The organism is Actinoplanes campanulatus (assembly GCF_014647795.1).
Lineage (GTDB): Bacteria > Actinomycetota > Actinomycetes > Mycobacteriales > Micromonosporaceae > Actinoplanes > Actinoplanes campanulatus.
Genome location: NZ_BMPW01000037.1, coordinates 63,538 through 82,001, shown reverse-complemented (window position 1 = coordinate 82,001; position 18,464 = coordinate 63,538). Strand labels below are relative to the sequence as shown.

2 protein-coding genes are annotated in these 18,464 nt (G+C 72.7%); both read right to left on the bottom strand.

All coding sequences use genetic code 11. The annotated features are described in order from the left end of the window. A partial coding sequence (locus tag IEZ13_RS43295; RefSeq protein WP_189285781.1) for a non-ribosomal peptide synthetase occupies positions 1-11,890 on the bottom strand: 11,890 nt, incomplete at its 3' end. After that, positions 11,887-18,399, bottom strand: a complete 6,513-nt coding sequence (locus tag IEZ13_RS43290) for a non-ribosomal peptide synthetase (RefSeq protein WP_183227301.1) — start codon at positions 18,397-18,399, stop codon at positions 11,887-11,889. The genes IEZ13_RS43295 and IEZ13_RS43290, both read right to left, overlap by 4 nt. Positions 18,400-18,464: the final 65 nt, after the last annotated feature.

The following is an 18,464-nucleotide window of genomic DNA, read 5'->3' as shown; positions in this document are numbered from 1 at the left end:
CCCCCACCGAACCCGGCGGCACCAGACCCAGCGACTCATCCACCAGATACAGGCGGGTGTTTCCGTACGGACGACCCAACACCGGATGCGGGTACGCGGCGATGTCGGCACACGTCGTGTCGACGGTCGTCTCGGCCGGGCCGTAGATGTTGTGGGCCGCCACGCCGGGCCGCGATCGTAGGGCCTGCCACAGGTCCGGCGGGCACGCCTCACCGGCCGGCTCGATCAGCCGGGGCGGGTACGGAGCGTCCAGCAGTCCCGCCTCCACCAGCAGCTGGACCTGCGAGGTGGTGGTGCAGACGACGTCCACCGCCCGCTGCGGATCCCGTGCCCGTTCCACCAGCAGACGGGGGTCGCGGCCCTCCAGTCCGGAGAGCACGAGCAGCCGGTGGCCGCCCAGCAGCGGCAGGGTCTGCTCCAGGAAGAAGTCGGAGATGAACGCCGACGTGCCGGTGACGACCCGGGCGTGCTCGCCGACCCCGGCCCTGCGCAGCCTCGGCAGCAGCTGGCGCTCGGCGAAGGTGGCGAGGCCGCCGTGTTCCAGCATCACGCCCTTGGGCCGGCCGGTCGAGCCGGAGGTGAACATCACCGCGGCCAGATCCCGCGCGCCCACCGTGGGGAGGACCGCGTCCGCATCGCCGTCGGGCGTCACCGACGGCCAGGCGCACGGCTCCCGTGAGACCACCAGCACGGGCCCCGCGTCCTGCACCATCGCGGCCAGCCGCATCGACGGCAGATCCGGGTCCAGCGGCAGGAACGCGGCACCCGCCTTCCACACCGCCCACACCGCCACCACCGCATCCACACCCGGACGCAGGTGCAGTCCCACCACGTCACCACGACCCACACCGGCCGCCGCCAGACGCCGCGCCAACGCCTCACTGCGCGCATCGAGCCCGGCGAACGTCAAACACTCCCCGTCCGCCTCCACCGCGACCAGGTCCGGCCACCATTGCGCGCGCTCCCGCAACAGCTCGTGCACCGGAGCGGTGAAGGCCGGAACCCCCATATCGCCGGTCCACACGGCGATCCGCTCCCGCTCCGAGTCGCTCGCGGTTAGAAGGTCCGCCACCGATCCACCGACCGCCGCCAGCAGATCCACGAACGACTCCAGCAGATCGTCGGCCTCACCCGTCCCGAGAATCGCGGTGCTGAACTCCAATTTCAGGTGCAGCCCCTCGGCCGTACGCGCGGTGCCCATCAACAGGTCGAAGTGGTTGCCGCCGCTCGCGATCGGCAGGTCGTCGAGGGCCAGCCCGTCGGCGGCGAGCTCAGCCGGACGGTCGCCGGTCGCTGCCTCCGGGGCGAAGGAGAAGAGCGTGCGGAACAGTGGGTTGACGCCGTCGGCGCGGTCGGGTGCGACCGCGCGGACCACATGCTCGAAAGGCGTCTCCTGGTGGGCGAACGCCGCCAGGACCACCGACCGGACCCGCCGCAGATGCGCCGGGAAGTCGTCGGCCGGATCGACCGTCACCCGCAACGCCAGGGTGTTGACGAAGAAACCCACCACCGGCGCCAGGTCGGGATGCGAACGCCCGGACACCGGGATGCCGACCGTGATGTCCCGCTCGCCCGAGCTGCGGGCGATCAGGAGGATGTACACCGCCAGGTAGAGCATGAACTCCGTGGCGCCCGCCTGCGAGCGGATCCGGTCCAGCCCTCGCAAGCGTTCCGCCGGGACGATCCGGGCCCGCTCGTCGGCGGCGCCGGAGCCGGACGAGGGCTGGGGCCAGGACGACGTGGCGCCGTCCAGCGCCTCCCGCCAGTACGCGAGGTCCTCGTCCGCCCTGCTCGCCACCAGGTCCCGCTGCCAGGCCGCGTAGTCGGCGTAGCGGACCGCCGGCGGCGGCAGCACCGCGTCGCCTCCGGCCCGGTACAGCTGCCACAACTCCCGCTCGAGTACACCGATCGACCATTCGTCGACGGCGACGTGGTGTGCGACGAAGAGCACGACGTGCCGGTCCGGCGCCGTACGCCAGACGTTGACCCGCAGCAACGGTCCGGTGGTGAGGTCGAACGGCTGCCGGGCCGCCCGCTCGACGAGCCCCTTCACCTCCGCCTCGTCGGCCGCCGAGAACACCACCGCGCCCGGTTCGACGGCGTTCAGCCTCGGCACCACGTGCCCGTCCGCGTCGAGGTGCAGGGTCGTACGCAGCGACTCGTGGCGCTCGAAGAGGGTGTCCAACGAGCTGCCGAGCTGGGTCAGGTCCAGCTCGCCGCGCACCTCATAGCCCCAGGGAACGTTGTAGGTCGGATCGTCCGGGGCGAGTTGCCAGAGGAACCATTGCCGCTCTTGCGCATGCGACGCGATCCCGGCCCGCTCGACCCGGGGGATGCGCTCCACCGCCCCGCCGCCGTGCCGGTCGACCAACTCCGCCTGCGCCGCCACCGTCGGCCGGGCAAACACCTCATGCAACGCAACCTCGACACCCAACTCCGCACTGACCCGCATGGTGAGCCGAATAGCCAGCAACGAATGCCCACCAAGAGCAAAGAAATCATCGTGTACGCCGACCCGGTCCACACCCAGCACGCTCTGCCAGACCGCCGCGATCCGCTGCTCGGTCTCCGTCCGCGGAGCCACCACGTCCCGGTAGGACAACTCCGGCGGCTCGGCCAGCGCCCGCCGGTCGAGCTTGCCACCAGCCGTCATCGGCAACGCCTCAACCGCGACCAGCACCGCCGGGACCGCCACCGACGGCAGCCGTGCCGCCAGATAGCCCCGATCCGGCATCACCGCGCCGGCCAGCACGACATGCCCCACCAACTGCCGCCGATGAACACTGACCGCCGCCGCCACCACCGCCGGATGGCCCCGCAGGACCGCCTCGACCTCCTCCAACTCCACCCGCTGACCCAAAATCTTCACCTGCAGATCACGGCGCCCCAGGAACTCGATCTGGCCGTCCGCTGTGTACCGGCCCAGGTCACCGGTCCGGTACAGACGGCCGCCAGGCTCACCGAACGGATCCGGCACGAACACCGCCGCCGTCGCCCCCGGCCGCCGCGCATAACCACGGCCCACACCGGGGCCACCGATCACGATCTCCCCCACCGAACCCGGCGGCACCAGATCGAGCGACTCGTCCACCAGGTGGACGCGGACGTTCCCATAGGGCCGGCCGATCAGGGGGGACGCGTGCGCGCCGATGTCCGCCATGGTCGCGTCGACCGCCGCCTCGGCCGGCCCGTACGTGTTGTGGGCCGCCACGCCCGTACGGGATCGCAGGGTCTGCCACAGATCCGGCGGGCACGCCTCGCCACCGATCGCGATCAGCCGCGGCGGGTACGGGGCGTCCAGCAACCCCGCCTCCACCATCAGCTGCACCTGCGACGTGGTGGCACCGACGACCTGGACCGCCCGCTCCGGATCCTGCGCCCACGCCACCAACTGCCGCGGATCACGACCCTCAGCGCCCGACACCACCACCAACCGGTGCCCGTCCAGCAGCGGCAGGATCTGCTCCAGGAAGAAGTCCGAGATGAACGCCGACGACCCGGTCAGGACCCGGACGTTCTCGCCGGTCGCGACGCCGCCGATCCGCAGGCGCGGCAGCAGCAGGCATTCCGCGAAGTTGGCGAGGCCGCCGTGCTCGACCATCACACCCTTGGGGCGGCCGGTCGAGCCGGACGTGAACATCACGTACGCCAAGTCCCGCGCGCCCACCCGGGGAAGGACCGCGTCGGCGTCCCCGTCGGGCGACACCGACGGCCAGGCACACGGCTCCCGCGACACCACCAGAACGGGCCCCGCGTCCTGCACCATCGCGGCCAGCCGCATCGACGGCAGATCCGGGTCCAGCGGCAGGAACGCGGCACCCGCCTTCCACACCGCCCACACCGCCACCACCGCATCCACACCCGGACGCAGGTGCAGTCCCACCACATCACCACGACCCACACCGGCCGCCGCCAGACGCCGCGCCACCGCCTCACTGCGCGCATCGAGCCCGGCGAACGTCAAACACTCCCCGTCCGCCTCCACCGCGACCAGGTCCGGCCACCGTTCGGCGCGCTCCCGAAGCAGCTCGTGCACGGGGGTGGTGGCCTCGGGCGCGTTCGTGCCCTGCCACGCGGTGACCAGGCGCGTCTGCTCGGCGTCGAGCAGGGATGACGCCCGGTGGTGGGTCTCGCCGTTGTGTGCCATCGCGTCCAGGGCCCGCAGGTGAAGGTCGCGAAGCTGTCCGACCTGGCCGTCGGTGAGGTCCTGGAGGGAGTAGCCGATCTCCAGGAGGAGCCCGCCGGCGTCGAGGTCGTGGCTGACGGTCACGTCCAGCGGGAAGTTGGTGCGCGCCACGCCGGGCTGCACCTCGGTCCCGTCCCGGTCGAGCGTGCCGTCCACGGTGAGCCGCGCGATGCGGTGGAAGTTGTTGTAGGTGAAGTTGGTCTCGACCAGCGGCGCGTCGCCGCCGAACTCCCGCTGCAGCAGGGCCATCGGGTAGCGACGGTGGGGCAGCAGGTCGCGCTCGGCGCGCAGGACGCCGCGTACGAGGTCCTGCCAGCTGCCCTCCGGCAGCCGTACCCGCAAAGGCACCGTGTTGAGGAAGAGCCCGCGCGCCTCGGCGCCGTCGGGCTCCTCCAGGCGCCCGTTGGCCGTCATGCCGATGAGTACATCGGTCGAGCCGGTGATCAGGCCGACCACCTTGAGGTGGGCGGCGAGCACGACCGTCTTGAGGGGCGCCCCGGTACGGCGGGCGAACTTCTCCAGCGCCGCCAGCAGTTCGGCGGAGATCGGGGTGGTCAGGGTTGCGTGGCCAGCGGCGTCGTCGCGGTCGTGTCGTTCCTCCGGGCGTACGGCGAGGGCGGGGCCGCCGGACCATCGGGGCATCCGCCCGCCGGGGGCCGTGGCGAGGCGGTCCCGCCAGAATGCCGCGATCTCCGGCGAGCTGACGGCCGCCCGTTCGGCGGCGACGAAGTCCCGGTAGAGCGAGCGGAGGGGCTCGGTCGCCGGCTGGTCACCGGCGAGCAGCCGGCGGTACAGGCCGGTGATCTCCGAGATGGTGGAGACCATGCTCCAGCCGTCCAGGATGGCGTGGTGTTCGGTGATGGTCCACTGGAACGCGTGGTCGGACAGCACGTGCACGGCCATCCGGAACAGCGGCGCCGCGGACAGGTCGAACCGTGCGTGCTGCTGGTCGCGGACGTAGTCGCGCAGTGGTGTGGTGGTGCCGCCGCGGATGTCGACGACGGTGAGGGGCACCTCGACGGCGCTGCGCACCAACTGCATCGGCTCGCTGAACCCGGCCAGGTCGAACGAGGTACGCAGCACCGGGTGCCGGGCCACCACGCGGTCGACCGCCTCCCGGAAGCACGCCTCGTCGAAGCGGCCGGCCAGGCGCATCGTCTCGACGTTGTGGTAAGGATTGCGTGCCCGGTCGCGCTCCATCTCGAAGACCATGCCGACCTGCAGCTGTGCCATCGGATAGGCGTCGGCCAGCCCGGTCGGCAGCAGCGCGCGATCGTCCGGGGAGACCAGGGAGAACGGCTGGGTCGCCGGCGCCTCGGGGCGCGTGGTCCGGTCCAGGGCCGCGGCCTGCTCGGCCAGCGTCGGCGCGTCGAGGACCTGCTGGAGTTCCAGGGTGAGCCCGGCGTCCCGGGCCCGGCCGACGATCTGGATGCTGCGGATGGAGTCGCCGCCGAGGGCGAAGAAGTTGTCGTGCCGGCCCACCCGGTCGATGCCCAGCACCTGGCGCCAGATGCCGGCCAGGATCTCCTCGACGTCGCCGCTGGGCGGTACGTACCGCTGCTCCAGCGCCGGCCGGTCGGTGCCCGGCTCCGGCAGCGCACGCCGGTCGACCTTGCCCTGCGGAGTCAGCGGAAGCGCGGTGTGGGCGAGGAAATGGCGCGGGATCATGTAGTCCGGCAGGCCGCGGCCGAGCCAGGCCCGCAGTTCGTCGGCGGTCGGCGCGCCCGGCCCGGCCGGGTCCGGCACGAGGTGGGCGACCAGCTCGGTCCGGCCCTCCGGATCGGTGTGCGCGACGACGGCGGCCTCGAGGAGCCGGGGGTGGGTGGCGAGCGCGTTCTCGATCTCACCGGTCTCGATCCGGTATCCGCGAATCTTGACCTGGGTGTCGGCCCGCCCGAGGTATTCCAGGCTGCCCCGCGGGTTCCACCGGGCCAGATCACCGCTGCGGTAGAGGCGTGCGCCGGGGGTTCCGGACAGGTGGTCGGGCACGAACCGCTCGGCGGTCAGCGCCGGGCGGCCGACGTAGGCGCGGGCCAGTCCGGCGCCGGAGATGTGCAGCTCGCCGGTGACGCCGATCGGGCAGGGCACGCCGTCGCGGTCCAGCACGTGCGCGCCGAGGTCCGGCAGGGGCCGGCCGATCCGGCTCACGGTCCCTTCGACGTGGCCGGCGTCGAGCTCCAGGTACGTGACGTGGACGGTGGTCTCGGTGATGCCGTACATGTTCACCAGCAGCGGTGACGCGTAGCCGTGCCGGTACGCCCAGCGGCGCACCGACGGCCGGTGCAGGGCCTCGCCGCCGAACACCACCGCCCGCAGCGCTAGGTCGCCTCCGGCCCGCTCGTCCGCGGTCTCGAACTGGCGGAAGGCGGACGGCGTCTGGCTGAGAATGGTCACCCGTTCGTCGCGTACGAGCCGGTGGAACGCGTCGGCGTCGCGGCTCACGGCGTGCGGCACCACCACGACGCGGCCGCCGGTGGTGAGCGCGCCCCACAGTTCCCACACCGAGAAGTCGAACGCGAAGCTGTGGAACAGCGACCACACGTCGCCGGTGCCGAACGGCAGGTGCTCGCGTACGCCGTGGATGAGCCGCGCCACGTTGCGGTGGGTCACGGTCGTCCCCTTCGGGCGGCCGGTCGACCCGGACGTGAAGATCACGTAGCAGCCGGCGTCCGGATCGACCGCCGGGAGGCCGGAGTCGCCGGGATCCGTCGCGTCGTCGCCGAGGTCGACCCGCGCCCAGGGGCCGCCCGGCACCCGGGAAGCGGTGGCGGCGTGCACCACGACCAGCGGCGCCGCGACGTCGCGCAGCATGAGTTCCATCCGCTCGGCCGGGAACGCCGTGTCCAGGGGCAGGTAGACTCCGCCGGCCCGCAACACGGCCAGGCACGCGACAACGGTCTCCCAGGACCGCTCCACGCAGACGCCGACGCACACCTCGGGGCCGACGCCCAGGTGGCGCAGGCGTTGTGCCAGACGGTCGGCGCGCTCGTCCAGCTCCCGGTACGTCAGGGAGGTATCGCCGCAGGTCAGAGCCACCGCATCCGGCCACGCCCGGGTCGCGGCCGCCACCAGCTCGGGCACGGTCGTCGCGCCCGGGACGGGCAGCCCCGGCCGCGACCAGGCCGAAACCTGCCGGGCTTCCCGTCCGGAGGCGAGGGTGACGGTGGTGTGCCGTGACGACGGGGCGGCGGTCATCGCCCGGAGGCAGCGCACGTGATAGTCGCGCAGAAGCGTCACCTGGTCGCCGGTGAGCTTGCGGGTGTCGTATTCGAGTTCGAGGCGCAGCCCGTCGGCCCCGGCTTCCCGGCTCACCGAGACGAGCAGCGGGAGGCTGGTGCGGGAGGAGCCGGACGGGCCCTGGCCGGCGGCGTCGAAGCGCCACCCGCCGGCGCCGTCGGCCAGGCGCCCGAAGCGGTGGAAGTCGTTGTAGACGAAGCCCGCCTCGAACAGTGACGTTCGGCCGAGTTCCCGCTGCAGCGCCGCCATCGGGTAGCGGCGGTGCGGCATGACCTCGTGCTCGGCGTCGAGGACGGCTCGGGCCAGGTCCCGCCAGGTTCCGTCCGGGAGCGCGACGCGGAACGGCAGGGTGTTGAGGAACAGGCCGCACACCTCGGCGCCGTCCGCCTCCTCCAGGCGCCCGTGCGAGGAGAGGCCGATCGTGACGTCCCGGCCGCCGGTGACCGCGGCGACCACGCGCAGATGGGCGGCGAGCACCGCGGTCTTGACCGGGACGCCGGCGCGGCGCGCGAACTCCTCGATGTCGGCCCGCAGGTCGTCGCCGAGCGGGGTGACGAGCGAGCCGTGGCCCAGGGCCTCGTCCCGGTCGTGGCGCTCACCCGGCAGCGTGTCGCCCAGCGGCTCGTCTGCGTCGGCCGACCAGCGGGGCAGCGGGCTCCCGTCGCTGCCGGTCAGGCGGTCGCGCCAGTAGTCGCGGGTGGCCGGCGTGCGCAGCGCCTCGCGTTCGGCCGCGATGAAGTCCCGGTAGAGCGATCGCGGCGGGGTGTCGCCCGGGTCGCGCCCGGCGAGGAGTTCCTCGTGGAGGGTGGTGATCTCGGAGAGCGTGGAGGTCAGGCTCCAGCCGTCGAGGATGGCGTGGTGTTCGGTGACCGTCCACTGGAAGGTCGTGTCGGACAGGAGGTGGACGGCCATCCGGCACAGTGGGGCCACGGTCGGGTCCAGCGGGGTGCCGCGCTGCGTACGGAGATGTTCGTCGATGACGGCCCGCTGCCGGTCCGCCGGCTCGCCGCGCAGGTCGTGGACGATGAACGGGATCTCGGCGGTGGGGTGCACCAGTTGCAGGGGCTCGCTGAAGCGGCTCATCGCGAAGGACGTACGCAGGACGGGGTGCCGGGCGGTCACCCGGGCGAGCGCGTCGCGGAAGCACGCTTCGTCAATCGATCCGGTCAGCCGCATGGTGTGCACGTTGTGGTAGGGGCTGCGGCCGGGGTCGCGCTCCATCTCGTACACCATGCCGGCCTGGAGCTCCGACATCGGGTACGCGTCCTCCAGGCCGTCCGGCAGCAGTTTGCGGTCGTCCTCGGTGACGAGCGAGAAGGCCGTGGACCGGGTTTCCGCCGTGCTCTGTCCCAGGGCGGCGGCGAAGCCGGCGGGCGTCGGATCGGCCAGCAGGGCCGCCATGCCGGCGGTCAGTCCCGCCTCCCTGACCAGTCCCAGGACCTGGATGCTGCGGATGGAGTCGCCGCCGAGGTCGAAGAAGTTGTCGTGCCGGCCGACCCGGTCCACGCCCAGCACCCGGCACCAGATCTCCGCCAGCAGTTCCTCCACCGGACCGGCCGGCGCCACGTACTCCCGCGCCACCTCCGCCCGCGCCGACTCCGGATCCGGCAGCGCGCGGCGATCGACCTTCGCCCGTGGCGTCAACGGCAGAGCGTCCAGAAAGACGAACGAGCGGGGAACCATGTACGCCGGAAGCCGGCCGCCCAGCCAGGACCGCACCTCACCCGACGACAGAGTCTCGCCGTCGGCCACCAGGTAGGCCGCCAGGTCTCCGCGTGCGGCGACCACCACACATTCCCGCACCTCCGGGTGCCCGCGCAGGGCGGCCTCGACCTCGCCCAGTTCGACCCGGTAGCCGCGCACCTTGACCATGTGATCGGTCCGGCCCAGGAACTCCACCAGCCCGTCCACCGACCACCGGCCCCGGTCCCCGGTCCGGTAGAGGCGTTCCCCCGCCCGGAACGGATGCGGCAGGAATCGCTCGGCGGTCATTCCCGGTTCGAGGTATCCGCGTGCCAGGCAGGGGCCGGACACGTACAACTCGCCCGGGGAGCCCACCGGCGCGGGCATGCCGGCCTCGTCGAGGACCCACACCTGGGTGTTGGCCAATGGCAGCCCCAGCGGCAGCGCACCCGCCGGCACCGTGCCACGCCGGAACACACCGCACACCGAGAACGTCGTCGTCTCCGTCGGCCCCCAGCAGTTGACCACCTCCAGATCCGGGCAACGATCCAGAATCCGCACCACGTGACCCGGGGAGACGGTCTCGCTGCCGGTCAGGAGGCGGCGCAGACGGTCGAACATTCCCGGCTCGTGGTCGACCAGCAACGCGAACAGGGAAGCGGTCGCGTGCAGCACGGTCACGTCGAAGCGGGCGACCCATTCGGTGATCTCCGCCGGCCCGAACCGCACCGCCGGCGGCAGCGCCAGTCGCCCGCCGCCGACGAGCGGCGCCCACACCTCGAAGGTGGACACGTCGAACGAGGCGGGGGCGATCTGGAGCAGGGTGTCGCCGGCCGGCACGGTCATGGCGTCGCCGCCGTGCAGCAGCTCGGTGACGTTGCGGTGCCGGGTCACCACGCCTTTCGGCTGGCCGGTCGAACCCGACGTGAAGATCACGTAGCAGCCGTCGTCCGGGCCGGCGCCGCCCGGGAGGTCGTCGCCGTCGCCGTCCGTCCACAGGTCCTCGCCGGCCGTGAGCTGCTGCCAGGGGCCCTCGGGAACGGCGTCGCCCGCGGTGAGGACGAGCGGGGCCCCGGCCCGGGTGAGCATGAACCGCAGGCGGTCGGCCGGGAGGTCGGGGTCGAGTGGCACGTACATGCCGCCGGCCTTGAGCACGGCCAGCCAGCTGGTCACCATCGCGACCGAACGGCGGACGCCGACGCCGACCGCGGTGCCGGTGCGGACGCCGAGGGCCCGGAGCCGCCGGGCCATCCGGTTGGCCCTCGCGTTCAGCTCGCCGTACGTCAGCGACCCGGCCTGCGTCACGAGCGCCACCGCGTCCGGCGCCTGTGCGGCACGCCGTTCCACGAGCCGGTGCACGGGGTCCGGCGGCACGTCGGCGGTCCGCGAGTTCCAGGACTCCAGCAGCGCCCGCTCGCCGTCGCCGAGCAGAGGCACCCATCGGTGCCCCGCGGCCGGATCCGCCGTCATCGCGGTCATCACGCGTACGTAGTGGTCGCGCAGGACGGCGATCTGAGCGGCCGGGAACGCCCGTGCGTCGTACTCCATCTCCAGGTTCAGCCCCCCGGTTCCCGGTTCCCGGCCGAAGGCGACGACGAGGGCGAAGTGCGTACGGGATAGGTCGGTGAGGTTTTCCCCGTCCTCCGCCGCCGTGGCGGGGATCTGCTGGAAGTCGGTGTAGACGAAGTTGGTCTCGACCAGTGGCGCGCCGCCCAGCTCCCGCTGGAGCGCGGCCATCGGGTAGCGCTGGTGCGGCAGCAGTGCGCTCTCCGCGTCGAAGACCGCCCCGATCAGGTCACGCCAGGTGCCATCGGGCAGCTCCAACCGGAACGGTACGGTGTTGACGAAGAGGCCGCACACGTCGGCGCCGCCCTCCTCCTCCAGCCGCCCGTTCGCGGTGAGGCCCGCGACGACGTCGGCGGAGCCGGTGACCAGGCTCATCACCTTCATGTGCGCGGCCAGCAGCACCGACTTGAGCGGCACCCGGCAGCGGCGGGCCAGGTCGCGCAGCCGGGGAGCCAGGTCGGCCGGCAGCGGGCTGATCAGCGAGCCGGGACGGTGGCGCTCTCCCCGGACCGGCTCGGTGGCCGGCATGGCGGGGCGGTCGCCCGGCCAGCGTGGCAGGCGGCTGTCGGGCCGCTCGTCCAGCCGTTCCTGCCAGAACTCGCGGCTCTCCGGTGACTCCAGGGCCTCCCGCTCGGCGGCGATGAAGTCCCGGTAGGTGGAGCGCAGCGGCGCCGCCTGCGGCTCCTGCCCCGCGAGGAGCCGCCGGTAGCCGTCGGTGATCTCGGCGACGACCGAGGCCAGGCTCCAGCCGTCGAGGATGGCGTGGTGCTCGGTGAGGGTCCATTGGAAGGCGTCGCCGGCCAGCACGTGCACGCCCATCCGGCACAGGGGCGCCGTCGTCACGTCCAGCGGCGTCCGCCGTTCGCTGTCCAGGTAGGACGTCAGCGCCGCCCGGGTCGTGCTCTCGTCCGCCGCCCGCAGGTCCGCCACCGTGATCGGGACCTCGGCCACGTCGTACACCAGTTGCATCGGCTCGCTGAACCCGACGAGCGCGAACGAGGTGCGCAGGATCGGGTGGCGGGCCACGGCATGTGCCACCGCCCGCCGAAACCGATGTTCGTCGAACCGTTCGGGGATTCGGAGGGTGTGGACGTTGTGGTAGGGCAGCTGTTCGGGGTCGCGCTCCATCTCGTAGACCATGCCGACCTGGAGCGCCGACATCGGGTAGGCGTCCTCGATCCCGCCGGCCGCCTCCCGGCGCTGCATCACCTCCGTCACCGCGCGTCCCCGGCCGGCCCGCGCGCGGACAACCGCTCCCGGTCGCAGTCGGAGAGCAGATCGAACGCCGACGTCTTCGCCCGTTTCGGGACGGACCCGCGAGGCTGGACGACCTCGGCCAGGCTCGCCACGGTGGGATGCCGGTGCAGGTCCTGCAGGCCGACGGTGAGTCCGTTGGCGCGGGCGTGCCCCACCAGCTGAATGTTGCGGATGGAGTCGCCGCCGAGGTCGAAGAAGTTGTCGTGCCGGCCGACCCGGTCGACACGCAGTACCCGGCACCAGATCTCCGCCAGCAGCTCCTCGACCGGACCCACCGGCGCCACGTACTCCTGCCCCACATCCGCCCGTACCAGCTCCGGATCCGGCAGCGCGCGGCGATCGACCTTCGCCCGCGGCGTCAACGGCAAGGCGTCCAAGAACACGAACAAGCGAGGAACCATGTACGCCGGAAGCCGGCCGCCCAGCCAGGACCGCACCTCACCCGACGACAGGCCCACCCCGTCCGCCACCAGATAGCCGACCAGGTCCACCCCGGCCGCCCCGTCCGGCCGGGTCACCACCACGCACTCGCGAATACCCGGATGCTCGCGCAGGGCGGCCTCGACCTCGCCCAGCTCGACCCGGTAGCCGCGCACCTTGACCATGTGATCGGTCCGGCCCAGGAACTCCACCAGCCCGTCCACCGACCACCGGCCCCGGTCCCCGGTCCGGTAGAGGCGTTCCCCGGCCCGGAACGGATGCGGCAGGAATCGCTCCGCCGTCAGCCCCGGCCGGCCCAGATACCCCCTCGCCAGGCACGGGCCCGACACGTACAACTCGCCCGGAGTACCCACCGGCGCCGGCATGCCGGCCTCGTCGAGAACCCACACCTGGGTGTTCACCAACGGCGAACCCAGCGGCAGCGCACCCGCCGGCACCGTGCCACGCCGGAACACACCGCACACCGAGAACGTCGTCGTCTCCGTCGGCCCCCAGCAGTTGACCACCTCCAGATCCGGGCAACGATCCAGAATCCGCACCAGGTGACCCGGGGAGACGGTCTCGCTGCCGGTGAGGAAGCGGCGCAGACCGTCGAACGTCGCCGGCTCGTGGTCGACCAGCAACGCGAACAGCGACGCCGTCGCGTGCAGCACCGTCACGCCCGCCGCGGCCACCCATTCCGCGATCTCCGCCGGGCCGTACCGTTCGGCCGGAGCCAGGACCAGCCGGGCGCCGCCCACGAGGGGCGCCCACACCTCGAAGGTCGAGTTGTCGAAGGACAGTGGTGCCAGCTGGATCAGGGTGTCCGCGGCTGCGAGCCGGAGGAACTCGCCGCCGTGCAGCAGCTCGGTGACGTTGCGGTGCCGGGTCACCACCCCCTTCGGCTGTCCGGTCGAACCCGACGTGAAGATCACGTAGCAGCCGTTGTCGGGCCCCGCCCCACCGGGAAGGTTGCCGTCGTCGCCCTCGTCCCACAGGCTGTTGTCCACGGTTCGGACCCACCAGGGCCCGGCGGGAACCCGGTCCGCGGCCCGCGCGTCGGCCAGCACGATGGGGGCGCCGGCCTCGCGCAGCATGTACTCCATGCGTTCGGCCGGGTAGTCGGGCTCGATCGGCACGTAGACACCGCCGGCCTTGAGGACGGCCAGCAGGCACGTGATCGTGGCGAGCGAGCGGTCCATGCACAGCGCCACCGGGACGTCCGGGCCCACGCCGAGGTCACGCAGCCGCCGGGCGGCCCGGTTCGCTCGCGCGTTGAGCTCGCCGTAGGTCAGCGCCGTGCCGCCCGACTCCACCGCGACCGCGTCCGGCGCCGCCGCGGCCCGCGCTTCGACCATGCGGTGCACCGGTGCCGGGGGGACGTCAGCCGTCGTCGAGTTCCAGGACTCCAGCAGCGCCCGCTCGTCGTCGCCCAGCAGCGACACCGACCGGTGCGCCGCCGCGGGATCGGCCACCATCTCGGTCATCGCCCGCAGGTAGTAGTCGCGGTACAGCAGCACCTGGTCCCGGGTGAGGACGTCGGTGTGGTAGTCCATGCCGAACAGGAGGCGGTTGGAGTACGGGTTGCGGACCATGCCGACGTTGAGCGGGAAGTTGGTGGGCTCCACCCGGTCCGTCGCGAAGCTGTCGATCTTGCCGTCCTCGATGCGCATGAGGCCGGGACCGAACGCGCGATCCAGGACGTGGAAGTGGTTGTGGACGAAGTTCACCTCGAACAGCGGGTCGCCGCCGACCTCCCGCTGGAGCGCGCCGAGCGGATACCGGCGGTGCGGCAGCAGCTCGCGCTCGGTCTCGAAGACCGCACGGATCAGCTCGCGCCAGCTGCCGTCCGGCAGCGCGATGCGGAACGGCACGGTGTTGAGGAACATGCCCCGGACCTCGGCCCCGCCCTCCTCCTCCAGCCGCCCGTTGGCGGTGAGCCCTACCAGGAGGTCGGACACACCGGTGACCAGGCTCATCACCTTGAGATGGGCGGCCAGCAGCACCGCCTTGAGGGGGACCGCGCACTGGCGGGCGAGGTCGCGCAGGCCGTCGCACAGATCCTCCGGCAGCAGCGTTTCGACGGCGCCGTAGCCCTGCTCGGGGTAGTGGGCGCGCCATTCATGCGGCTGTGCCCGCCCGGACAGTCGCTCCGGCCGGTCGGACGGGCGGCGGGGCAGCCGACAGTCCGGGCGGTCGCCGACGCGTTCCAGCCAGAACCGCCGGCTCTCCTCGGACGCCAGGGTCTCCCGCTCGGCGGCGATGAAGTCGCGGTAGGCGGAGTCCGGCGGCGTGAGCACCGGGTCCTCGCCGGCCAGCAGCCGCTGGTAGACCTCGGCTATCTCGGAGATGGTGGAGTGCAGGCTCCACCCGTCGAAGATGGCGTGGTGTTCGGTGAGCGTCCACTGGAAGGACTCGTCGGTCAGCCGGTGCAGGGCGAAACGCAGCAGGAGCGGGCGGGAGTGGTCGAACGGGCGCCGCCGCTCGGCCAGCACGTACTCGTCGAGCGCCTCGTCCCGGGCCGCCTCGTCGAGGTGACGCAGGTCGACCACGGTGAACGGCATCTCGGCGGTGCGGTACACCAACTGCATCGGCTCGCTGAACCCGCTGAGGTCGAACGCCGTCCGCAGGATGGGGTGGCGGGCGACGACCCGGGCCGTCGCCTCCCGGAAGCGCTCCTCGTCGAACGGGCCGACGATACGCAGGCCGTCCAGGTTGTGGTAGGCCCGGCGCTCGGGGTTGAGCTCCATCTCGTAGACCATGCCCACCTGGAGTTCCGCCATCGGGTAGGCGTCCTCGACCCCGTCCGGCAGCAGGGCCCGGTCCGGTTCGGTCAGCATCGCGAACGGCTCGCGTTCGGGAGCCGCGGCCGCCGGCGCGGTGGTCCGCACGAGGGCGGCCAGCCCGGCCGGCGTCGGGCTGCGGAACAGGTCCTGGAGGGCGAAGGCGAGGCCGCTGCCGCGGGCCCGGCCGAGCACGCCGATGCTGCGGATGGAGTCGCCGCCGAGGTCGAAGAAGTTGTCGTGCCGGCCGACCCGGTCCACGGCCAGCACCTCGCCCCAGATCTCGGCCAGCAGCTCCTCGAAGGGGCCCCGGGGCGGCACGTACTCCTGGGCGAGCTCCGGGCGTACGGCCTCCGGTGCGGGCAGGGCCCGGCGGTCGACCTTGCCCTGCGGGGTGAGCGGCAGCGCGTCCAGGACCACGAAGTGGCGGGGCACCATGTAGTCCGGGACCCGCCGGCGCAGCCACGCGCGCAGCTCGTCGGGTGACGGCGCGGCGCCGTCGGCGACCAGGTAGCCGGCCAGGTCGACGTGGCCGTCGGTGTCGCCGCGGGCGATGACGGCCGCCTCCAGGAGGCGCGGATGCTGCCCGAGGACGGCTTCGATCTCGCCGGTCTCGATGCGGTAGCCACGAACCTTCACCTGGGAGTCGGCACGCCCGGCGTACTCCAGACCGCCCCGCGCGTTCCAGCGGCCGAGGTCGCCGGTGCGGTAGAGGCGGCGGCCGGGCCGCCCGGTGAGGTGATCGGGCACGAACCGTTCGGCGGTCAGCCCGGGCCGCCCGGTGTAGCCGCGGGTGAGGCCCGCGCCACCGACATGGATCTCGCCGGTCACCCCGGCCGGGCAGGGCCGCCCGTACGCGTCGAGCACCTGCGCGACCACACCGGGGAGCGGCTGCCCGATCGGGGTCAGGTCACGGCCGAGGTCGTCCTCGGCGAGGGCCACGTACGTGACGTGCACCGTGGTCTCGGTGATGCCGTACATGTTCACGAGCAGGGGTGCGCCGTAGCCGTGCCGGGCGGCCCAGCGCCGGACCGAGGGCCGGTGCAGGGCCTCGCCGCCGAACACCACGGCCCGCAGCGACAGCTCGCCGCCGGCCTGGTCGTCTGCCGTCTCGAACTGCCGGAACGCCGACGGTGTCTGGCTGAGGATCGTCACCCGTTCGCCGCGGACGAGCCGGTGGAACGCGTCGGCGTCTCGGCTCACGTCGTAGGGCACCACGACCAGGCGCCCTCCGGTGGTCAGTGCGCCCCAGATCTCCCACACCGAGAAGTCGAACGCGAGGCTGTGGAAGAACGTCCACACGTCGTCCGGGCCGAACGGCAGCCGCTCCCGGACGCCGGTCAGGAGCCCCAGGACGTTGCCGTGGGTCACCGTGGTGCCCTTCGGCCGGCCGGTCGATCCCGAGGTGAAGATGACGTAGCAGCCGTTGCCGGGTCCCACCTCGGGCAGTGCGGCTTCGGTGTCCGGGCTCTCGTCCTCGGCCTCGCCGACATCGGCGACGCGCCACGGGCCGTCCGGGACCACCCCGGCGGTCGGCGGATGGATCAGGACGATCTCCGCGCCGACCTCACGCAGCATGAACGCCATGCGGTCGGCCGGAAACGCCGTGTCCAGGGGTACGTACACGCCGCCTGCCCGCAGGATCGCGAGGCAGGCCACCACCATCTCCGGCGACCGCGTCATGCAGACGCCGACACAGCTCTCCCGCCCCACGCCCATCGCCCGCAGCCGCCGGGCCAGCGCCGTGCCGCGCCGCTCCAGTTCCGCGTACGTGAGCGTCTCCCCGGCGCCCGTGATCGCCACCGCGTCCGGCCACGCGGCGGCGCTGCGCGCGACGAGGTCGTGGACCGTGCCGGCGGGTGCCGGCCGTTCCTCGCCCGACCAGCGCCACAGCCTCTGGGCCTCGTCCTCGGACACCAGCTCGATCCGGCTGAGCGGGACGTCCGGGTCGGCGACGACCCCCCGCAGCAGCGTCTCCCAGTGGCTGACGAGGGTCCGCACGGTCGCGGCGTCGAACAGGTCGGTCGCGTATTCCACGTCCAGCCGCAGCCCGTTCGCCCCCCGGTAGACCGACCAGGTGAGGTCGTACTTCGCCGTACCCGTGTCGATGTCGGCGCGCTCGATGCCGACGCCGTCGCCGAGCACCTCGGCGGCGTCCTCCTCGTGCAGGCCGAACACCACCTGGACGACCGGGCTGAAGCTGAGGTCGCGCGCCGGGCGAAGATGGTTCACGGCGAGGTCGAACGGCATCCGGCTGCGGGACAGGGCGTCCAGGACCCCGGCCCGCGTACGGGTGACGAGTTCGCGGAAGGTCGGGTCGCCGTCCAGGCTGGTCCGGATGACCAGCGAGTCCGCGAAGAAGCCGACCATCTCGTCGAGCGCCGCGGGCCCCCGGCCCGCCGTCGGCGAGCCGAGCACGATGTCGTCGCTGCCCGCGTGCCGGGCGACGAGGGCCTGGAAGGCGGCGAGGAGCACGACGTACGGGGTCACGCCCTCCCCGGCGGCGAACTTCTCCAGCGCCACGACGGGGATGCCGGGCAGTGCGAACCGCTCGGTGCGGCCACGGTAGCTGAGCTCGCCCGGACGTGGCCGGTCGGCGCCGAGGTCGAGGACGTCCGGCGCGCCGGCCAGGGCGCGGGTCCACGCCTGCAGGGCACGGTCGGTGGCCTCGCCGGTCAGCGTCTCGCGCTGCCACAGGGCGTAGTCGGCGTACTGCACGGCCAGCGGCTCGCCGGGCGCCGCGCCGGCGCGGTAGGCCGCGATGAGCTGAGTTTGGAAGACGCCGAACGACCAGCCGTCGAAGGCGATGTGGTGGAACGTCAGCTGAAGCCAGTGGGTCCCCGCAGCCAGCCGGAAGAGGCGCGCCCGGACCATCGGGCCTGCCGCGAGATCGAAGGGACGTCGCGCGTCCTGTTCGGCGAGTTGTTCGGCCCGCGCCCGCGCCGCGCTCTCCCCCAGCTCCGCGAGGTCGGTCACCGGGCACGGCAGATCCCGGCTGTCCATCACCCGCTGGCGGGGTCCGCCGGGGCCCTCCTCGAAGACGGTGAACAGCACGTCGTGCCGGGCGGCCACGGCCTGGACCGCGCCGATGAGACGGCCGGCGTCCAGCGGGCCGGTGAGGCGGAGCGTGACCGGCATGTTGAACACCGGCCGGCCCGCCAGCCAGCGGTCGAGGAACCACAGCCGTTGCTGGCCGTGCGACAGCGGACCTCGTTGCGCTGTACGGGGCCGTAATGCCGCGGCGGCGGATGCGTGGAGGCTTCCCATGATTCCCTTCCCGCAGATTTTCAAAGGCGCTCGGCAGAGTCTTGCCAAAGGGATCGGACGTCAGG

Coding starts and splice junctions, on each gene's coding strand:
- IEZ13_RS43290 (WP_183227301.1), bottom strand. CDS start 18,399: ATGGGAAGCCTCCACGCATCCGCCGCCGCGGCATTACGGCCCCGTACA.